This window comes from Tychonema sp. LEGE 06208, assembly GCF_015207505.1.
GTDB lineage: Bacteria > Cyanobacteriota > Cyanobacteriia > Cyanobacteriales > Microcoleaceae > Microcoleus.
Map to the genome: position 1 here is coordinate 1 of NZ_JADEWT010000133.1, position 16,912 is coordinate 16,912.

At 46.4% G+C, this 16,912-nt stretch carries 13 protein-coding genes; 6 read left to right on the forward strand and 7 right to left on the reverse strand.

What is annotated here, in order from left to right; all coding sequences use genetic code 11:
- A partial coding sequence (locus tag IQ263_RS28925; RefSeq protein ID WP_228050332.1) for a hypothetical protein occupies positions 1 to 297 on the forward strand: 297 nt, incomplete at its 5' end.
- Positions 298 to 431: 134 nt separating this feature from the next.
- Here IQ263_RS28925 and IQ263_RS24685 read toward each other — a convergent pair.
- On the reverse strand, positions 432 to 2,924 hold the full coding sequence (locus IQ263_RS24685) for a zinc metalloprotease HtpX (RefSeq protein WP_194070761.1): 2,493 nt from the start codon (positions 2,922 to 2,924) through the stop codon (positions 432 to 434).
- Between the two features lie 225 nt (positions 2,925 to 3,149).
- Between IQ263_RS24685 and IQ263_RS24690 the strand changes: the two genes are divergently transcribed.
- The gene (locus tag IQ263_RS24690; RefSeq protein ID WP_194070762.1) at positions 3,150 to 5,942 is read left to right on the forward strand and encodes a tetratricopeptide repeat protein; all 2,793 of its coding nucleotides are present in this window, start codon (positions 3,150 to 3,152) and stop codon (positions 5,940 to 5,942) included.
- A 267-nt stretch (positions 5,943 to 6,209) separates the two neighbouring features.
- Here IQ263_RS24690 and IQ263_RS24695 read toward each other — a convergent pair whose 3' ends face one another.
- From IQ263_RS24695 to IQ263_RS24705, 3 genes are all read right to left on the reverse strand, one after another.
- Positions 6,210 to 7,517, reverse strand: a complete 1,308-nt coding sequence (locus IQ263_RS24695) for a CAP domain-containing protein (RefSeq protein ID WP_194070763.1) — start codon at positions 7,515 to 7,517, stop codon at positions 6,210 to 6,212.
- 881 nt (positions 7,518 to 8,398) lie between these two features.
- Positions 8,399 to 9,073 carry a phycobilisome degradation protein NblB gene (gene nblB / locus IQ263_RS24700; protein WP_194070764.1) on the reverse strand — a complete coding sequence of 225 codons (675 nt, stop codon included), beginning with the start codon at positions 9,071 to 9,073 and terminating at the stop codon, positions 8,399 to 8,401.
- A 130-nt stretch (positions 9,074 to 9,203) separates the two neighbouring features.
- A complete protein-coding gene (locus tag IQ263_RS24705) occupies positions 9,204 to 9,665 on the reverse strand; it encodes a CBS domain-containing protein (RefSeq protein WP_194013033.1) in 462 nt (153 codons plus the stop codon).
- 247 nt (positions 9,666 to 9,912) lie between these two features.
- On the opposite strand from IQ263_RS24705, the gene IQ263_RS24710 reads away from it, so the two are divergent.
- The 3 genes from IQ263_RS24710 to IQ263_RS24720 all read left to right on the forward strand — a co-directional run bounded on the left by IQ263_RS24710 (position 9,913) and on the right by IQ263_RS24720 (position 13,101).
- A complete protein-coding gene (locus IQ263_RS24710; RefSeq protein WP_194070765.1) occupies positions 9,913 to 10,239 on the forward strand; it encodes a (2Fe-2S) ferredoxin domain-containing protein in 327 nt (108 codons plus the stop codon).
- A gap of 169 nt (positions 10,240 to 10,408) precedes the next feature.
- Positions 10,409 to 11,857: a D-alanyl-D-alanine carboxypeptidase/D-alanyl-D-alanine endopeptidase gene (dacB, locus tag IQ263_RS24715; protein ID WP_339384753.1), complete on the forward strand. Its 1,449-nt coding sequence runs from the start codon at positions 10,409 to 10,411 to the stop codon at positions 11,855 to 11,857.
- A gap of 347 nt (positions 11,858 to 12,204) precedes the next feature.
- Entirely contained in the window at positions 12,205 to 13,101 is an 897-nt protein-coding gene (locus IQ263_RS24720; RefSeq protein ID WP_194070767.1) for an alpha/beta fold hydrolase, read from the forward strand.
- A 212-nt stretch (positions 13,102 to 13,313) separates the two neighbouring features.
- Here IQ263_RS24720 and IQ263_RS24725 read toward each other — a convergent pair whose 3' ends face one another.
- Together IQ263_RS24725 and IQ263_RS24730 are read right to left on the reverse strand one after the other, a co-directional pair.
- Complete coding sequence (locus IQ263_RS24725; RefSeq protein ID WP_194070768.1) at positions 13,314 to 13,541, reverse strand: response regulator transcription factor; 228 nt, start codon at positions 13,539 to 13,541, stop codon at positions 13,314 to 13,316.
- A 30-nt stretch (positions 13,542 to 13,571) separates the two neighbouring features.
- Entirely contained in the window at positions 13,572 to 14,045 is a 474-nt protein-coding gene (locus IQ263_RS24730) for a Coq4 family protein (RefSeq protein ID WP_194011711.1), read from the reverse strand.
- Between the two features lie 579 nt (positions 14,046 to 14,624).
- Here IQ263_RS24730 and IQ263_RS24735 point away from each other — a divergent pair.
- Complete coding sequence (locus tag IQ263_RS24735; RefSeq protein WP_194070769.1) at positions 14,625 to 15,347, forward strand: hypothetical protein; 723 nt, start codon at positions 14,625 to 14,627, stop codon at positions 15,345 to 15,347.
- A gap of 151 nt (positions 15,348 to 15,498) precedes the next feature.
- On the opposite strand, the gene recA is transcribed toward IQ263_RS24735, so the two are convergent.
- A complete protein-coding gene (gene recA, locus IQ263_RS24740; RefSeq protein WP_194011709.1) occupies positions 15,499 to 16,614 on the reverse strand; it encodes a recombinase RecA in 1,116 nt (371 codons plus the stop codon).
- Positions 16,615 to 16,912 lie beyond the last annotated feature (298 nt).

Here is a 16,912-nt window from a genome sequence, read left to right on the forward strand (position 1 = left end):
CGTCATCAGTCATTAGTCCAACGTCATCAGTGCTGTCGCCTCGGAGCTTTCGGTACAACGTCATCAGTCCGAGGGAAGAGGTCCGAGGGAAGAAGTCCAACGTCATCAGTCATTAGTCCAACGTCATCAGTGCTGTCGCCTCGGAGCTTTCGGTACAACGTCATCAGTCCGAGGGAAGAGGGCGAAGCTGAGCGGGTGAAAAGAGGGAAGAGGGAAGAGGGAAGAGCATTATATATCTTGCAAAAGTCAAATTCACCCCCCGCAAGTCCCCCCTCCCGCGGGGGGAAACAAGAATAATCTTGCCCCCTACCCGCGAGTTCGGGGAGGGTTGGGGTGGGTGAACTGTATTTTTGCAAGAGTTCTATTGGTTTGTAGTGCGGACTGAAGTCCGTACTACGAACCTTTTGTGCAATCTCAAATCCCAAATTCCCTCATCTTCCGCCTTGGATAATAATGTATGCGCCCCAACAAGCAGCAGCAAAAGCCAAAATCGCAGACCAAATCGGATGTCCGCTGTTACTGACTAGGCTGCCTTGACTGCGGAGGGTTTCGAGGTCGATCGCCACAGTAGCACCCCGACGCAGCCAACCAGTCGCCAGAACTGGTTTTCCGATCAAATCGCTGGGGCGAGTAGGTTGCGGCCACAAAGAACCACAGGGCCCAAACCTTGAAACATAGTGCAACCTCACCAAACCCGTCGCCGTTTGCAAAATCAAATCCTGTCCCAGCCAATTTTCTATACCAGTCCTACCCAAAAGCTGCCCGGAAAGCTGCACTGGTTGAGCATCTACGGGCAAAACATCGGGATTTGATAAAATTTCCGGTAAACTGGGCGAAGCGGTTTCTCGTGGCGTAATGTCGGGGAAAAAATAATTGATCCGCATCAAAGTACCGATGCTAAATCCGATCGGCAAACAGCCCCAAAAGATCGATCGATCGCCCAAAAGCCAATCCAGCCGCCAAATACTCGTCTGCGAAAAAATCCAGCCAATCAGCCAAAGCAGCGCCACCAGGCCCAAACTCATGGGAATTCCAAAAAACGGCGCGCCCTGTAAAAATAGTTTTGAGTCTTTAAATTCGAGTATTGATTGAAACAAAGATAATTTTCCTGGCTTCGGTGATTCCAGCGACAGACTCGCCAAATCTAACTCAGTCTCGATTTTCCAGAATTGCGCGTAAAGTTCCAATAGCTTCAAACGCTCTCCCAGCAAAGGATGCGTGCTGTTAACCGTCAGCCAAGCGCGATCGGGATTGGTGACATCCCACAGCAAAATCTGTGACAGCGGCGCGCGCAACGCAGCAGAACCAATGGTTGCAGCTTGTCCGACTCCCAGGGGTAACAACAAATCGAAACTTTCAAGAAAAAAGCTAGTTTGTTGTTGCTGTTCGATATTTGCAGCAATGCCGATCGCCATTTTACCAAGCGCCCGCGTCAAACCGTTAGGATTGCCCGTAATTTCCGCAGCGGTGCGATCGCTAAAATACACCCGGCGGCGCGACAGCCACAACATCGGCCAGCGCAACAACTTATAAATCCCGTAACTAATAGCAGAAATTGCAGCGGCCAAATTTCTCACAGCAAAACGCAAAAACTCGATCGTCATTAAATCACACAAACGTTCTTGCCAGTGCGCCACCTGCCAATAAATCAAGTAAGGAATCTGAATCACCAGCAACGCCAGCGACATCGGCGCAAAATCCCAGTGAGAAATGTGACTCAATTCCCGCGCAAAAATAGTCGCAATTTCATCATCCGTCAACTGTTCCAACAGCCCGCGACTCACAGCAATCCGAGCAAAACGGGGCAAACAGCCGTAACTGAAAGCCACAGGAACATTTAGCGGCAAGAGTTTCAACACAGGGGTTGGCATATTTTGCTTGGTACAAAAACTGCGGAGTACCCGACTAGCTTCTTTGCTGTGCTTGGATAAAACTGAGCCGCGCAGGGTTTCGATGCCGCAAAATAGTTTTAGCAGCGCGTCTGTCAGCCAGGGAGATGAGGCCAAAAGCAATCCAAAAACTATCTGCACAAAGGGAGTTGGATCGCGGTAAAAAAGTTGGATCGGCGCGAAAATAGGCAGTCTTGTAAATATGTAAAACTGAAGCAATAGAAAATTAGCGTTTGTCAGCAGGAATTGCAGGACAAATCGGGCGAGGAAAAATAGGGCGATCGCGCTTACAGCAGCCCCAATCCAAAAATTCAGCAATTTGAGCGGTTTCAGGGGCTGCGGGTTTTTTGTGCGCCCTGCTTCGCGCCAAGTCAGTTGGTAAGTCTCTGGGCTTGGGAGTTCGATATTTGTTGCGGAACCGGAACTGTTTTCGCCGCTAGTTTCTGCATGGGTTGCGGTTTCTGTGGGGGCGGTAGATGGTGGGCGATCGCCCTCTTCTGAGGTGGGGCGAATCGGTGGTTTGGGGGGTGGAGGTGGCGGTGAAATATGTGTCGATTTGGTCTTTTCTGGCGCGCTAGTCGGGTCTAAGGGTGAAAATCCGGTTTTTTTGTCTGCGGTTGGTCGTAGCGAAGCGGGGCGTAAGCCATCGCCCTTAAGCATTTTTTTCGCTGATTCCGTTGCTGAATCGAAGGCGACAAAGCCTGTTTCTGGGGGAGTTTCCGGTGGTTTTGGGGGGAGAGGTGGGGTTAATTCGGTTAAAGTGCGATCGGCCCAGGTTTTGATTTGAGTGTTGGGGATTTTGGTGAGGGAAGTGCAAAGGGCGATCGCGCTTTTGAGATTACCGGTTGCTTTGTACGCCGCCACTAATCCCATTTGGGCGCGGATTCCGGGCGGTTGATTTGCAGCGCTTTGGCTGACGGATTCTAAAAGGGCGATCGCGCTTTGGTAATCTTTTTGTTTCAAAGCGGCTAACCCAGCCTCTAGAGACTGTTTCAGAGATGAATCCGCCGAATTTGGATTGTGTGGAGATGCCATGACTGTGCTTGCGATCGCGTCTTGTCTAAGATAACCTCACCCGAAGGCACTTCGGCAACTATAGCCCCATACCCTTGAATTAACATTTGCAATAAACTTCAGCTAACAACAGACCTTTTATACTCATTCATCAGATATCCTAAAATTATCTGCGTTCATCAGTGTTTATCTACCTTAAATCTGCCATTGCAATATTAATCCATAAACCACCACACCCGAACAACCATGCCAATTGACGACGAAGATTTTGAAAGCGAATCGATCGCGGGCGATCGCCAACTGCAACTGTTCACAGACAGACACGAATTTACCCGCCGATTTGCCTTTTATTTAAACGAATACCCGCCCCGCGAACAAATTTTGTATTTTTTCGGGGATGGAGGCAACGGCAAGTCACTGCTGCTAAAACACTTGGAATTTCACTGCTGCAAAATATTTCCGTCGCAGGATTGGCAGCGATTGCGCGAAATCCCAGAATCACAAGCCGCCGAAGTTGCTAATTTTGTCCGCAATGCCGCCCCGAAAACCTACACTCCCATCCCCGCAGTCAGACACGATTTCGGATTGATTCCGATCAAAGAAGATAAACCGCAAGATAGATTTTACGGCTTGCTGATGCTGCGGCGAAATATCGCAGAAACCACCAAAAAACATAAATTTAAATTTCCCAATTATGATTTTGCTTGCTTTTGGTATTTATTGAACAAAGGCGAGTCTGACGCAACTCTCAGCCAACTTTTCCCCGATGATGTCATTCAATTGGTGACACCAGCCATTGAAACTTTTGCAGGATTTCCGGTGGTGGCGCAAGCAGTCGCCGTGATTAAAGGCATAGTTAAATTGAGCGGGATTAAGGGAGTGATGAAATTAATTCAACAGCGCCTCGGTGTCAGCGATGAAAAGGCGGATGAAATTCGGCGCAAAGATATTGATACTGAATTAATGGACTGTTTGCCGAAATTATTTGCCGGGGATTTGAATGCGGCAATGGCTGGCAAAAATAAACCAGAACGCCTTGTCATGTTGTTCGATACTCACGAAAAAATGTGGGAGGAAAAACGAAATTCTCAAGGCGCAACTTTTTGGTATCAAGATGAGTGGTTTCGGCGGTTGTTGAGGGCATTGGATTACAAATTGGGGATTGTAGTTGTTGTGGCGGGGCGAGATTGTCCGGTGACGCAATTGCGGTGGCCGAATGCGTCAAAGTTTCCGATTCCTGCAGATTATATAGATGCACAATTGGTGTGGCATTTGTCGCCCGCCGATGCGAGGGATTACTTGCACAAAGTGGAGATTTACAAGGCAGATTTGGCAGATGCTGTGATTAAATATGCCAGCGTCAATCCCGCTGATAATTTGGAGAATTTGCAGGTACATCCGTTTTATTTGGGTTTGTGCGCGGATGCGGTGCTGGCAGAAAGAAGGCGGGGAATTGAGTTGCTGGCGTCGGATTTTGCGCGGATTCCGAAGTTGGAAAATAAGACTGCGGAGTTAACGGATCGGTTGCTGACTTATGTGGATCGCGAAGTGCGATCGGCCGTGCATTCGCTGAGTGCTTGCCGCGCTTTTGATGAGGATTTGTACGTGAAATTAGGAACTGGTTGTCACTTCCAGGCAAGCAGTGCAAATTTTGAGATGTTGACTGGCTTTTCCTTTGTTTGGGAATCCCAAAAGCGGGGGAATAATTGGTATCGGATTCACGATTTGTTGCGGCGCTTGGATGCCGATCGGGATAATCCGAAAACTCGCAGGGCTCATGAGGTTTTAGAGGGGCATTATCGGGAAGTGGGGGATGCGGGTGAGGCAATTTTTCATGCTAATCGCTTGGATTGGCAGCGGGGTGTAGAAGAATGGAAAGAGGTGTTTGATGAAGCTTTGGACAAGAGTCGCTATAAGGAATGCGAGGCGCTGCTGGAAGTTAGAGATGAGTTGTGGATTAAAAGTGATTATTGGCTTGGTAGAGTTTCGCGATCGGAGGGAAATTACTATGCTCGGTTGGCTCGATATGTAGAGGCAAGACAGGAATATTTAGAGGCAGTTGCAGCCTGTAATTCTGCTTTACTTATTGCACCGGATGATATCAATGCTCTCAATAACAAAGGGAATGGGCTGCAAAGTCTGGGTGATTTGCAAGCAAAGCTAAGTGAATTTGAGGCGGCAAAACAGTCTTACTTTGAGGCGATCGCTGCCTATAATTCTGCTTTACTTATTGTACCAGATGATATCGAGGTTTTCAAGAACAAAGGGATTGCGCTGAAATGTCTGGGTAATTTACAGGCACAGCTAAGTGAATTTGAGGCGGCAAAACAGTCTTACTCAGAGGCAATCGCAGCCTATAATTCTGCTTTACTTATTGCACCGGATTATATCAATGCTCTCAACAACAAAGGGAATGCGCTGCGACGTTTGGGTGATTTGCAAGCACGGCTAAGTGCATTTGAGGCTGCAAAACAGTCTTACTTTGATGCGATCGCTGCCTTGAATTCTGCTTTACTGATTGCACCGGATGCTATCTGTGTTCTCAATAACAAAGGGAATGCGCTGCGAGGTCTGGGTGAATTACAAGCACAGCTAAGTGAATTTGAGGCTGCAAAACAGTCTTACTTTCAGGCGATCGCTGCCTGTAATTCTGCTTTACTTATTGCACCGGATGATATCTGTGCTCTCAACAACAAAGGGAAGGCGCTGTTAAGTCTGGGTGATTGGCAAGCAAAGCTAAGTGAATTTGAGGCTGCAAAACAGTCTTACTTTGAGGCGATCGCTGCCTTGAATTCTGTTTTTCTTATTGCACCGGATGATATCGGTGTTCTCAACAACAAAGGGATTGCGCTGCGAGGTCTGGGTGATTTGCAAGCAAAATTATCTGAGCAACAGGAAGCACTCAAGAATTGGCAAGAAGCATTGGAAATGTTTAATCGCTCTTTAGCCATTGCTCCTAATAACGATTGGACTCGCAATAGACGCGATTCGCTGCAAAAATTTCTCGATAATTTTGGTGATGATACTGTCAGCAGTTAGCTCGATCGCAATTAGTAAAGATGCGGCATTTAGGAGGCGGATTTGTCCAGTTAACTTACACCAAAAGTTCACAGGATTTATGCACTTAGACAAAGAAACCGGGTTTTTGCCCGCATCTACCCATCACAACCAACAATTGTCGAAAAAACCCGGTTTCTCGGCCATTCGCGCCTCCTCAAAGAAACCGGGTTTTTGCCCAAATCTGCGAATCACAACCAATATTGTCATAAAAACCCGGTTTCTGGACAACCCTGCGTAAGTTTTGAATTACTCGCTGACAAAAACGCTTGCTGTAAGTTGACTTTGACTTACACCCTGCACGATACCCAAATAATTGCTACCAGACTTAATCGCCGTAGAAGCGACGCTTGCGCCGCCATCCAACTGCAAACTCACAGCTTCAAAAGTCAAGTTGGCAAATCCGATACCGTCAGTCAAACCAATCTTATCTCCGATCGCAAAATCGACGATCGCATCGGCACCAATTAAACTAGCCGAAGCCGACAAACCTCCTGCCAATACAAACGTATCATTACCAGCACCCCCCGTCAGAACATCTTGCCCGCGATCGCCCGCCAACAAATCAGATCCGTTACCGCCAATCAAGATATCATCTTCTTTCCCACCGCGAATAGTATCATTGCCGTCAGATCCGATCAGTCGATCGTTATCGTTATTACCGCTGATAAAATCATTCCCAGCACCGCCATCAATTGAATCCGAATCTTTGCCACCCCATAAACTATCATTGCCGCCAGCGCCGTTAATTGTATCAGCACCTTGCATTCCATTAATGTTATCAACACCCTCTCCACCAGTGAGAGTATCTTTACCAGAAAGAGCAAAAATTGGCAATCCCGCAGCATTTGCCGGTATTTGAGTATCGGCATTATCTGATAAGAAATAATTCCCGTCGCTGGCTGTATTCTTTGGCCCTGCTGTCGGGCGACCCTCCCCTGTAGCATTCGGTATTGGCGAATTAATTACTACTAATGTGTTGGGAGTTGGTGTCGGAGTTGGTGTCGGAGTTGGTGTCGGAGTTGGTGTCGGAGTTGGTGCGGGATTGACACTACCGTCAAGCGAAGTAGCAAAAACTTGCGTCCAATAATGATTAAAATTGACGCTACCAGTATCGTTTGCTAAGAAATAGTAACCAATTCCTATTTCTTTGAGATTCGGGTTAAGAATGTTCGTCCGGTGGCCGCTGCTGTTCATCCACCCTTCAACGACTTGTTCAGGTGTAGAATATCCTACACCAATATTTTCCGCTGCAGCTCCATCCGCAAATTTATAGCCCGTTGTAGTAATGCGACTGGTGAATGACGAACCATCTTTGCCAGTATGGGAAAAGAAGTCTTGCAGTGCCATGTTTTGGCTGTGAGTTTGCGCCGCACTCAGTAACTGAGTATTTAAAGTTAGGGGGGAAAAACCTAATTTGCTGCGTTCGATGTTAGTAAGTTCTAAAACTTTATAAATAAAGTCTTGATTAGTTGTGGGTTGGGAAATTTGAGAGACCGATCGCTCTCCTGTTACAATGTCTGCAGACTGAGAACCGGAATTTTGTTGTTCGCTCATGGGATGATTAAAAATTTTAAGACTTGGTGAGTGTTGGTAGATGGCTTACCGTCTTAATGATAGTTTCCCGATTATTAGTTGGCGGCCTACAATTCAAGCATTGTGTTAATCTCTGCCGCTGCTGTTGTATGTATTTTGATTATAGCTGTTGTGAAAGTGCAAATGTCAAGAGTTTGGCTGGAGTTTTGTTGATAATTAGTCCGATCGCCCTTTGCATCAATACAAATGGTAGGATTTGAGACTAACAGGTAGCGAAAGTTGCAGGGGCGGCGAATCGGGGGCGAAAAACCCGGTTTCTGGGAGTTTTGCATCCGGTTACGAAACATTTCAAAAAAAACCGGGTTTCTGAGTTCGGCGTGTGAATCGCGCGCGGGAGAAACCCGGTTTCTAGAAGTTTTGCATCCGGTTACGAAACATTTCAAAAAAAACCGGATTTTTGAGACAACAAGTGCGATCGCCCTTGCTAAGTTTTTACTAGAATCATCACAAAAAATTGTAAATTATACCATTTTTCTCAAGATATGCTGATGAAGTCTTAGCCCCCCCCCGATGCTTTGGGGGATTGGGGGGCTAATATCTAGCGCTACTTTATGAAATTGGTATAGCCTTTCAAGCTCTCATAGGAGGTACTATCCGGGATAGGGAATAGGGCATAGGGCATACCTCACTTTTGTGAGAACCGCTATATTAATATCGTTTCCGGTTGCATCGGAATAATAAAATCTTGTCAACAGTTAACACTCAACCATTCAGTTTTTCCACCAGTCAACAGTCAACAGTTAACAGTCAACAGTCAACAGTCAACAGTCAACAGTCAACAGTCAACAATCACCTGACAGTGCAACCGGAATTGATATAATTCAAAATCCCCAACTCAAAACTCACAATTTCAAACTATTCTCCTGTCCGATTTTAGCCTCCTGAGCAACTTGCTCAACCTCATCTTTGGCGAGAATTTCCAAAGCTGCTGCAGCTTCGGTGCCGCCCAACCGCCCCAAAGCTTGAGCGACTCTGTAACGAATTTGCCAATCTTCATTAGAAGCGCAAGGAAGCAACAGCGGCACCGCGCGTTTATCTCCCAATTCTCCTAATGCACTGATGGCTATAGTTTGGATCAATTCGTTTTCAGAAGCTATGGCATTTTCTAACATGGGAAATGCTTTGGGATCTCCCATTTCTCCCAAAGCTGCGACGATACTCAGTTGCACCAGCCATTCAGATGTACTGCTATAAACTTGCTCCAAATCTTCTAAAGCAGAGGTTAATTTCAAAGCGCCCAAAGCATCGGCTGCTGCTGCTTGCACGTCGGGTTCGGGGTCGTTGTGCAAGCTGTTAAGCAGTACCTCTAAAGCGTTCGGCAGATTCTGCGTGCCGAGGGTTGACATTTGGCTGACACCAGCGTATCTAACGCGGACGTTTTTGTCGCCGATCGCAATTTGAATCAACTTATAGGCGATCGCAGGTTCTAATTCTCGCAGTTGGTTGACACCTCGCAGCCTTTCGCCAAAATCCTCGGAATTCAACAATTGTTCGACAGACTCAGGGGTAATACTCATGGAATTTTTAAATTGGGAAAAAGGTAATTGGGAAGAAGGTAATTGGGAAAAAGGTAATTGCCAAAAGCGAAGGAGATTGAAGGAAAGATCGACTTATTTTTTGATACAATCCTTCAAGGAAAACAATTAATTAAGATTCGGCAGCCATCGACCGGATAATATCTCCCCTAGTGAGGATGCCGATTACTTTGCCTTCTGTATCAACTACCGGCAATCGGTGAATACTGCGATCGTGCATGAGTTTTGCAGCTTCTGCGACAGATTCGTCGGGCTTGATGGTAACTGGATCTTTACTCATCGCTTCTCCTACTGTTTGTCCTAAAGCCTTGTGCAGTTCTCGCTCGTAACGCGAGGGATTTTCTAGATAGATCACGCTGTCGAGTACCATGATGTAAGCGGGCGGAGTTACGCCGGTTTCCCGCCACATCAAGTCGGTTTCGGAGATGACTCCTACCAACAAGTCATTCTCATCTACGACGGGAAGACCGCTAATACGTCGATCGGCTAAGATTTTAATCGCTTCGTTCAAAGGCATTTCGGGACGCGCTAAAATCGGCTCGCGGCTCATCACATCGGCTACTGTTTTGGGCATGATTGGCGGTTGATTGACTTTTTGCTCTAAATCCGATCATATAGGGAAACCGTGACACAGGCCCAAGAAAGGCAGCGAAGCCGAAGAGATTTGTTACCAACTAGCAGCACCCAAAAAGTTTGAATGCCAGAATTTGAAAGCTTTTTTTCGATCGCCCTCACGAATTCTGCAGTTTGTCTAGAAGCACGCGGGCGATCGACCCCACAAGATTGTTAAGATATCTTAAAGAGCCGATAAATCCTTACCGATGCCAGAATCTCCAGCCCCAGCACCAGAATCCCAACCAGAAGAGCGCTGTGTATTAATTTGTCAGTATCAATCCTGCCTCAAAAGTGGTTCAGCAGAAGTGCTCGCTGCCTTTGAAGCCCAACCAGTTGCAGGAGTGACAGTTAAAGCCTGTAGCTGTCAGGGACAGTGCAACACGGGCCCAACTGTGCGAGTCACCCCAGACGAAACTTGGTATTGTCGAGTTAAACCGAGTGATGTACAGTCGATCGTGGAAGAGCATCTCAAAGGCGGAAAACCTGTAGAAGCGCTGTTCAATCCGAGAATTCATATGCGTTATTATTATTAAAATTGAATTGATGGAAGTGCCAATTCCCAGCTCTCGCGCATCTAATTTTAATAGTTATTACAGCAGATTGCAAGTTTATGAAGTACACCGAGCGCTCCCCGTAGGGACACGGCATTGCCGTGTCCCTACAAGGGCTAATTTGAATAGTTATTGTTATGGAAATTGCGCTGTGAAAATCAAAGGAATTGCTGTTAGTTTGTTGGTGCTATTGTTGGGGAGCACGTCGGCGGTAGTCGCTCAAACGCCTGCGGTTGCTGGAGATATTTGTCCTGGGGAATTGGGGGCGAAAGTAGATGCGATCGCCAACCGTCCCGAATTTAGCCGATCGCGCTGGGGCATTTTGATTCAACCCCTATCTTCTACCGCTACTCTCTACAGCCGCGACGCAACCAAATATTTCATTCCAGCATCAAATGTCAAACTGCTAACCACAGCCGCTGCTTTGCAGAAACTCGGTGCAGATTTTCGGATTAAGACATCGGTTTACAGCGGCGAAAATGGGAGTTTGTACGTTGCCGGTAGGGGCGATCCGAGCATTGCTGAGCCTCAGTTGAAATCCTTGGCGCAGCAGTTGAAACGGCGGGGAATTAGTCAAGTAAACGAGTTGATTGGCGATGACAGTTATTTTCAAGGCAGTGCAGTCAATCGCAATTGGGAATGGGAAGACGCGCAAGCTGGCTATGGCGCGCCCGTTAACAGTTTAATTTTCAATCAAAACGCGATCGAGCTTGTTTTGTCTCCGCAGAATCTCGGACAACCTCTAAAAGTTACTTTTGCCGAACCAAAGTTAGCCAATCAGTGGCAAATTCAGAACAATTCAGTCACAGTCGCACCCAACGAATCTGAGTTTATTGAAGTTGGCAGAGAGTTCGATCGCCCCGCAATTCGAGTTAGCGGACAGTTGAAAGTTGGTGCAGAATCTGAATCAAGTTATGTTGCAGTTGTCAATCCCGCTAATAATTTTTTACAAAATTTTCAACAAGTCTTGACGGCGGAGGGAATTCCGGTTAAACAGGCTTTAGTTACCTCTGTTGCTAGCAATTTGAACCAAGAATTAGCAGCCGTTGAATCGCCGCCGCTGGCCGAATTGGTGAAGGAAACTAATCGGGAAAGTAACAATCTTTATGCAGAGGTTTTATTGAGATTGTTGGGAAAATTCACAGTCAAGATGTCTCTACCACAAGAAGATACTAATGAAACTGGTTTGAAGGAGTTAAAAACAGCTTTAACTCAATTAGGTGTAAATCCCAACAGCTACATATTAGCCGACGGTTCGGGACTTTCCCGACACAATTTAATTAGTCCCGAAGCCTTGGTGCAAACTTTGAGATTGATGGCTAATTCACCCGCTGCGTCTGTCTACCGCGCCTCGTTGCCGATCGCAGGCGAGAACGGCACTTTAAAAAATAGATTTAATTATACATCAAGCCGCGTCAATTTGCAAGCAAAAACTGGAACTTTGAGCGGAGTTTCGGCGCTGTCGGGATATATCGAAGTTCCAAGTTACGAGCCGCTGGTGTTTAGCATCATCGTCAATCAATCTGACCTGCCACCTTCAAAATTGCGATCGGCAACTGACGAAATTGTGCTATTATTGAATCGCCTCCGCCGCTGTTAAAACTACAAATTTCAATCGCTCAATTTGAAATAAGTAGTTACACCTAAAAAACCAGACACTCCAAAACGCTACAAGTTTTAAGTTTAATTAGATTCCAGCAGCGGGGATCGAAAAGCAGCTAGAATAAAAGCAGAAACATTAAAACCATTCGGTCGTTTCAGCCGACTAAGTAAGTAATGGCAAAAAAACAATAGTACCTTGTAGGGCGGGCGCGAGTTAAGAATCACGAGATACAAGCGAGAAAATCGAGGCAAAACCCGCCCGACACATCTAATGTTTATTTGTACTCACCTGCTAGCAGTCGGCGGGTTCCGTACTTCCCGAAACATAAGTCTAACTTTTAATTTATGCAGTCTTTAGATTCCGAACAGCAACACATCTTTGTCGAAACCAACAATATCCGCTTGCACTGCGTTTCCCAAGGAGAAGGCGAGCTCGTTGTGCTCCTGCACGGGTTTCCAGAGTTTTGGTACTCTTGGCGACATCAAATTCCTGCCTTAGCTCGTCATTTCAAGGTTGTGGTGCCGGATTTGCGGGGCTACAACGATTCCGACAAGCCGGAAAGCGGTTATGATTTGGATACGCTGAGTGCTGATATTCGCGGTTTGATCGATCGCCTCGGCTATAAAAAAGCTCACATTGTCGGTCACGATTGCGGCGGTGCAATAGCGTGGCATTTAGCTCAAAAATTCCCCGAAAAACTCAACCGCTTAGCAATTTTAAACGCTCCGCACCCGCAGCGATTAGTGCAGGAAATGGCAAGCAATTTAGACCAACTCCGGCGCAGTTGGCACATTTTGGCTTTCCAAGTTCCCGGCATCCCCGAATGGTTGATCCGGCAAAATTTGAAAGATTTTGTGCAAAATATTTTTCAGGGTCAAGCTATTCGCAAAGGAGCTTTTAGCGCTGAGGAAACTAAGATTTATCAGACTGCTTTAGAAAAGCCGGGAGTGTTAGCTGCGGCGATGAATTATTACCAGCAAATGTTTCACCCGCAGCGGCTTTGGCATTGGGGGCAGAAATTAGAACCGGTCACAGTGCCTACTTTGGTGCTTTGGGGAGAAGAAGATGCGTTTTTGAGCCACACACTTGTAGAAGGTTTAGATCGGTTAATTACAGCTCCGTTTAAGTTGAAATTAATCCCTAATTGCGGTCACTGGGTTCAGCAGGAAGCGCCGCAAACGGTGAATCGAGAATTGCTGAATTTTTTAAGAAATTCTTCTCGTCCTTTGGCTTTGGCCTAGGTGGTTTGAGAGCGATCGCTCGGAATGCGAGTCCTCTGATTTTTCTGAGGATTAAAGTGCGTGTAGGGTGCGTCATATCAATTCCGGTTGCACTCATACATGATGTTAACTGTTAACTGTTAACGGTTAACAGTCAACAGTCAACAGTCAACAGTCAACAGTGAATTTACTATTCCGATGAAGATAGGATTTGATATGACGCACCCTACTATTTAAGAGTCCCAAAGCAAATTTTCTTGAATCAACAGTGCAATCATTGCTGCTCTGGAACAAACACCGAGTTTCATAAAAATCCGCCTCACGTAAGTAGCAACCGTCCAGTGACTGATATTTAAATTTTTGGCGATACATTTGTTTGGCTGGCCTTGGGCTACTAATTGGGCGATCGCCCTTTCTCGCGGACTCAGGCTAATTTCCGGTTTTTTAATTGTGCTTTGCATAGTTTTGCAGTGCAGTAACGAGTTAAAAATCTAATCAATTAATGGTAGAATCCCCAGTTTTTCTCTGACTTCAGATAAGGGAGTTTCCCAATCCGATTCAGGGTTCCAATCAATTAGCTTCGCGGCTAATTTTCCATGTTTTAAGCCTTTGATAATTTGTCCGATCGCGCATTTGCCACTGATCAGTCCAATTAACACTAAAATTGCACAGGAAGGGCGAAATACTTGAGCGCGAGTAAACGCTTGCAGTACAAATTCATCTTCTGTTGAAGGCGAAAGATTAGTCAAAACGTGCCAAACATCGTGGTTGCGCTGAATCCAGTCTCCCGAGGCGATCGGCTCAAACCCTTGTTCGTCAAGAAATCGCGCCACTGAGTGGCCTAACGTTCCTGCCGGCAGTTGCCGCAACTTGTCCAAATCTATTTCAAAATGTCGATCGCTCTCAATTTGAGGATTAATTGTTTGAGCCATCTTTAATATAACGTCTAATTGACCGTCAGCCATGATTGATTCTCCCTCCTACAAGGATTTAAGTTTATGGCAAAATAAATTCGTCTCGATCCCGTTCATTTTTGCGATGAAGCAATAGGATTTTTTTGGCATTTCAGTTGAGAAATCGTACATTAAGTCACAGCAATTAACTTTCCGTACCTTTTATATTTCTTTACAACTAGCCTGAGATTTGAAATTTGCCAGTTGTCAAAATCTGGCTAGTGTTAGTTACCGCTACTTACGTATATAGCGGTTCTCAAGTGTGATGAGGTATGCCCGGTTTGGCCGGTTTGGCCGATCCCGGATGGTACCTCATACCAGAGCACAGAAAGGCTATATGTCTTTATTCTGCTGCTAAGTATTTGCACCTGCAATGAGTCAGAAGTTGAAGGGTACAAACCGATGGATGCGGGTGCTGGGAAGTGAAGAGAGTTGCACAGAGGTGAAGTAGGGTGAAGTTTAGCCTCAACCCGCGACGCGCGCGGTAATACGAGTGCGCTGTCGCTCAAATGAGTGACACTCGATCGAGGGACTGGTGAAGTATGCGCCTGCTAGCTATAAATAAAGTAGAAGTTCATAAAATGTATTGCCATGAAACGAGTTAATCTTTGGTTTTCAGCCGGAGTTTTGGCATTAATGTGGTGCGGTGCTGCTAGCGCTACAACTTATATTAATCCCACCACCAGAAAAACTACTTTAAATTTGTCAGAAAAAGTAAACAATCCTAACGGTTTTTATTTTACAAAAGTAGGTCATCGCGATTTTTTTGGCAATATTCAAATTACCCGTTCCGAAGGAGCAGCAGGATCTTACTATTACAACGGAACTTTTAAAGACAGTTCGACTGGGCCCGGCAGAAAGATTATTTGTTCTGGAGATATAGCCATTGTCCGCCGTCAAGTTGGAAGGAGCGGCCAGTTGGGAGCAGAAGTTACTTGGAAGGTGAAAGGAGGACAAAATTGTACTTCTGTTGGCCAGACATTTAAAGTAAATTTGGTCGAGCTTTTACCGCGTTCAAATGCCAGCGGCGACTATACTGCTAGCAATGCTAATACTTGGTTGAGCGAAACTTCTGGTTCTGTAACTTGGCCAGCTTGGCGAGTCACGTCGCGGGATGGAGAACTCAACTGTCGCCAGACACCAAACGGAGCAATTAAACGAGTTTACCGCGCGAATCGAGATACAATTTCTGCTGAACTCAGGGGAGCAAATGCGATCGCGATTGCCAACGGTGAACCCTGGTTGCTGACAAGACAGGGCTGTTACGTGCGCGCTAATTCTCAATATTTGCAGCCTGTTTCTTTACCTGAGTAAGGGTTGAGAACTGCTATATATAACCCATCGCAGCAATAATACAATAAGTAGGTTGGGTTTCAATACAGAAACCCAACCTACTATTGCTAATGACTAATGACTACTGACTAATGACTACTGACTACTGACTACTGACTACTGACTACAAAATTTAGACTTCTTCTAAATCTTGTACATCCTCATCGTCATCGATATCCTCGTCATCAATATCCGGCTCGACAGGAGCGACAGAATTAGCAGAAACTACAGCCCCAGTATCAAGTCGTTCCCGCACTAGCCGCTGGATCTCATCTTTAAATTCGGTATTTTCTTCCATGCGCCGAATCACGTTGTCGCGTCCTTGAGCAATGTTGTCTCCGTTGTAACTGTACCAAGAACCTTTTTTAGTAATTACTCCCATTTCGTCTGCCAAGTCAGTCAGACAGCCTAAAGTAGAAATTCCTTTGCCAAATACAATGTCAAATTCGGCAATGCGGAAAGGCGGAGCAACTTTATTTTTAGCAACTTTAACTTTCGTGCGATTGCCGTATTCTTCTGTACCTTTTTTCAAGCTTTGAATGCGGCGAATGTCAAGCCGGACGCTGGCGTAGAATTTGAGTGCGTTACCGCCAGTGGTTGTTTCGGGGTTGCCGTAGGTTATGCCGATTTTCTGCCGCAATTGGTTGAGGAAAATGACGGTACAGCCTGATTTGCCGATGTTGCCGGTGATTTTGCGAAGCGCTTGACTCATCAAACGCGCTTGCAAACCCATGTGGGAGTCGCCCATGTCGCCTTCGATTTCGGCGCGGGGCACGAGGGCGGCTACGGAGTCAATGACTACGATATCGACGGCGACGGATCGCACGAGTTGATCGACGATTTCCAGGGCCATTTCGCCGGTATCTGGCTGGGAAACTAGGAGATTTTCAATATCGACACCTAATGCTGAGGCGTAGGTGGGATCGAGGGCGTGTTCGGCATCGACGAAGGCTGCGATACCGCCGGATTTTTGGACTTCGGCGATCGCGTGGAGCGCTAAAGTAGTTTTACCGGAACTTTCCGGGCCGTAAATTTCAATGACTCGGCCTTTGGGTAAACCGCCACCCAAAGCGATGTCCAGTGTCAGGGCTCCGGTGGGGATGGTTTCTACCTTCATGCGAGTGGAGTCTCCCAATCGGACGATCGCTCCTTTGCCAAAGCTGCGCTCGATTTGGGACAATACGGAAGTTAAGGCTTTTTGCTTTTCTGAGTTTTCAGCAGTTTTTGTAGAAGCTTCTTTTTTTGCCATTTGCGGTACGCGGGTAGACCCCTTGCGGAGCTTGTTGATTAACTGTACAACACGTATGTTAGCAGTTATTTTTGGGGTCTGGAGGTTCTGGGAGGATTTGGTTTAAGATTCTTGATGGTGGCTTGCTTGAGACTGCTCCAGCTTCCACAAGGCTCTTGTGTAGAATGTATTCGGCATCTGGCAGAGGGTAGAATTATTGTCGGTTGGGGTATGTACTGGGTATCGATCGCTCTTTAAGCTGTTGTGCATCCCAATTGTGCATGGTGATTGAGGGGGAGATGGGGAGACGGGGAGATGG

Coding starts and splice junctions, on each gene's coding strand:
- IQ263_RS24685 (WP_194070761.1), bottom strand. CDS start 2,924: ATGGCATCTCCACACAATCCAAATTCGGCGGATTCATCTCTGAAACAG.
- IQ263_RS24690 (WP_194070762.1), top strand. CDS start 3,150: ATGCCAATTGACGACGAAGATTTTGAAAGCGAATCGATCGCGGGCGAT.
- IQ263_RS24695 (WP_194070763.1), bottom strand. CDS start 7,517: ATGAGCGAACAACAAAATTCCGGTTCTCAGTCTGCAGACATTGTAACA.
- nblB (WP_194070764.1), bottom strand. CDS start 9,073: ATGAGTATTACCCCTGAGTCTGTCGAACAATTGTTGAATTCCGAGGAT.
- IQ263_RS24705 (WP_194013033.1), bottom strand. CDS start 9,665: ATGCCCAAAACAGTAGCCGATGTGATGAGCCGCGAGCCGATTTTAGCG.
- IQ263_RS24710 (WP_194070765.1), top strand. CDS start 9,913: ATGCCAGAATCTCCAGCCCCAGCACCAGAATCCCAACCAGAAGAGCGC.
- IQ263_RS24720 (WP_194070767.1), top strand. CDS start 12,205: ATGCAGTCTTTAGATTCCGAACAGCAACACATCTTTGTCGAAACCAAC.
- IQ263_RS24725 (WP_194070768.1), bottom strand. CDS start 13,541: ATGCAAAGCACAATTAAAAAACCGGAAATTAGCCTGAGTCCGCGAGAA.
- IQ263_RS24730 (WP_194011711.1), bottom strand. CDS start 14,045: ATGGCTGACGGTCAATTAGACGTTATATTAAAGATGGCTCAAACAATT.
- IQ263_RS24735 (WP_194070769.1), top strand. CDS start 14,625: ATGAAACGAGTTAATCTTTGGTTTTCAGCCGGAGTTTTGGCATTAATG.
- recA (WP_194011709.1), bottom strand. CDS start 16,614: ATGGCAAAAAAAGAAGCTTCTACAAAAACTGCTGAAAACTCAGAAAAG.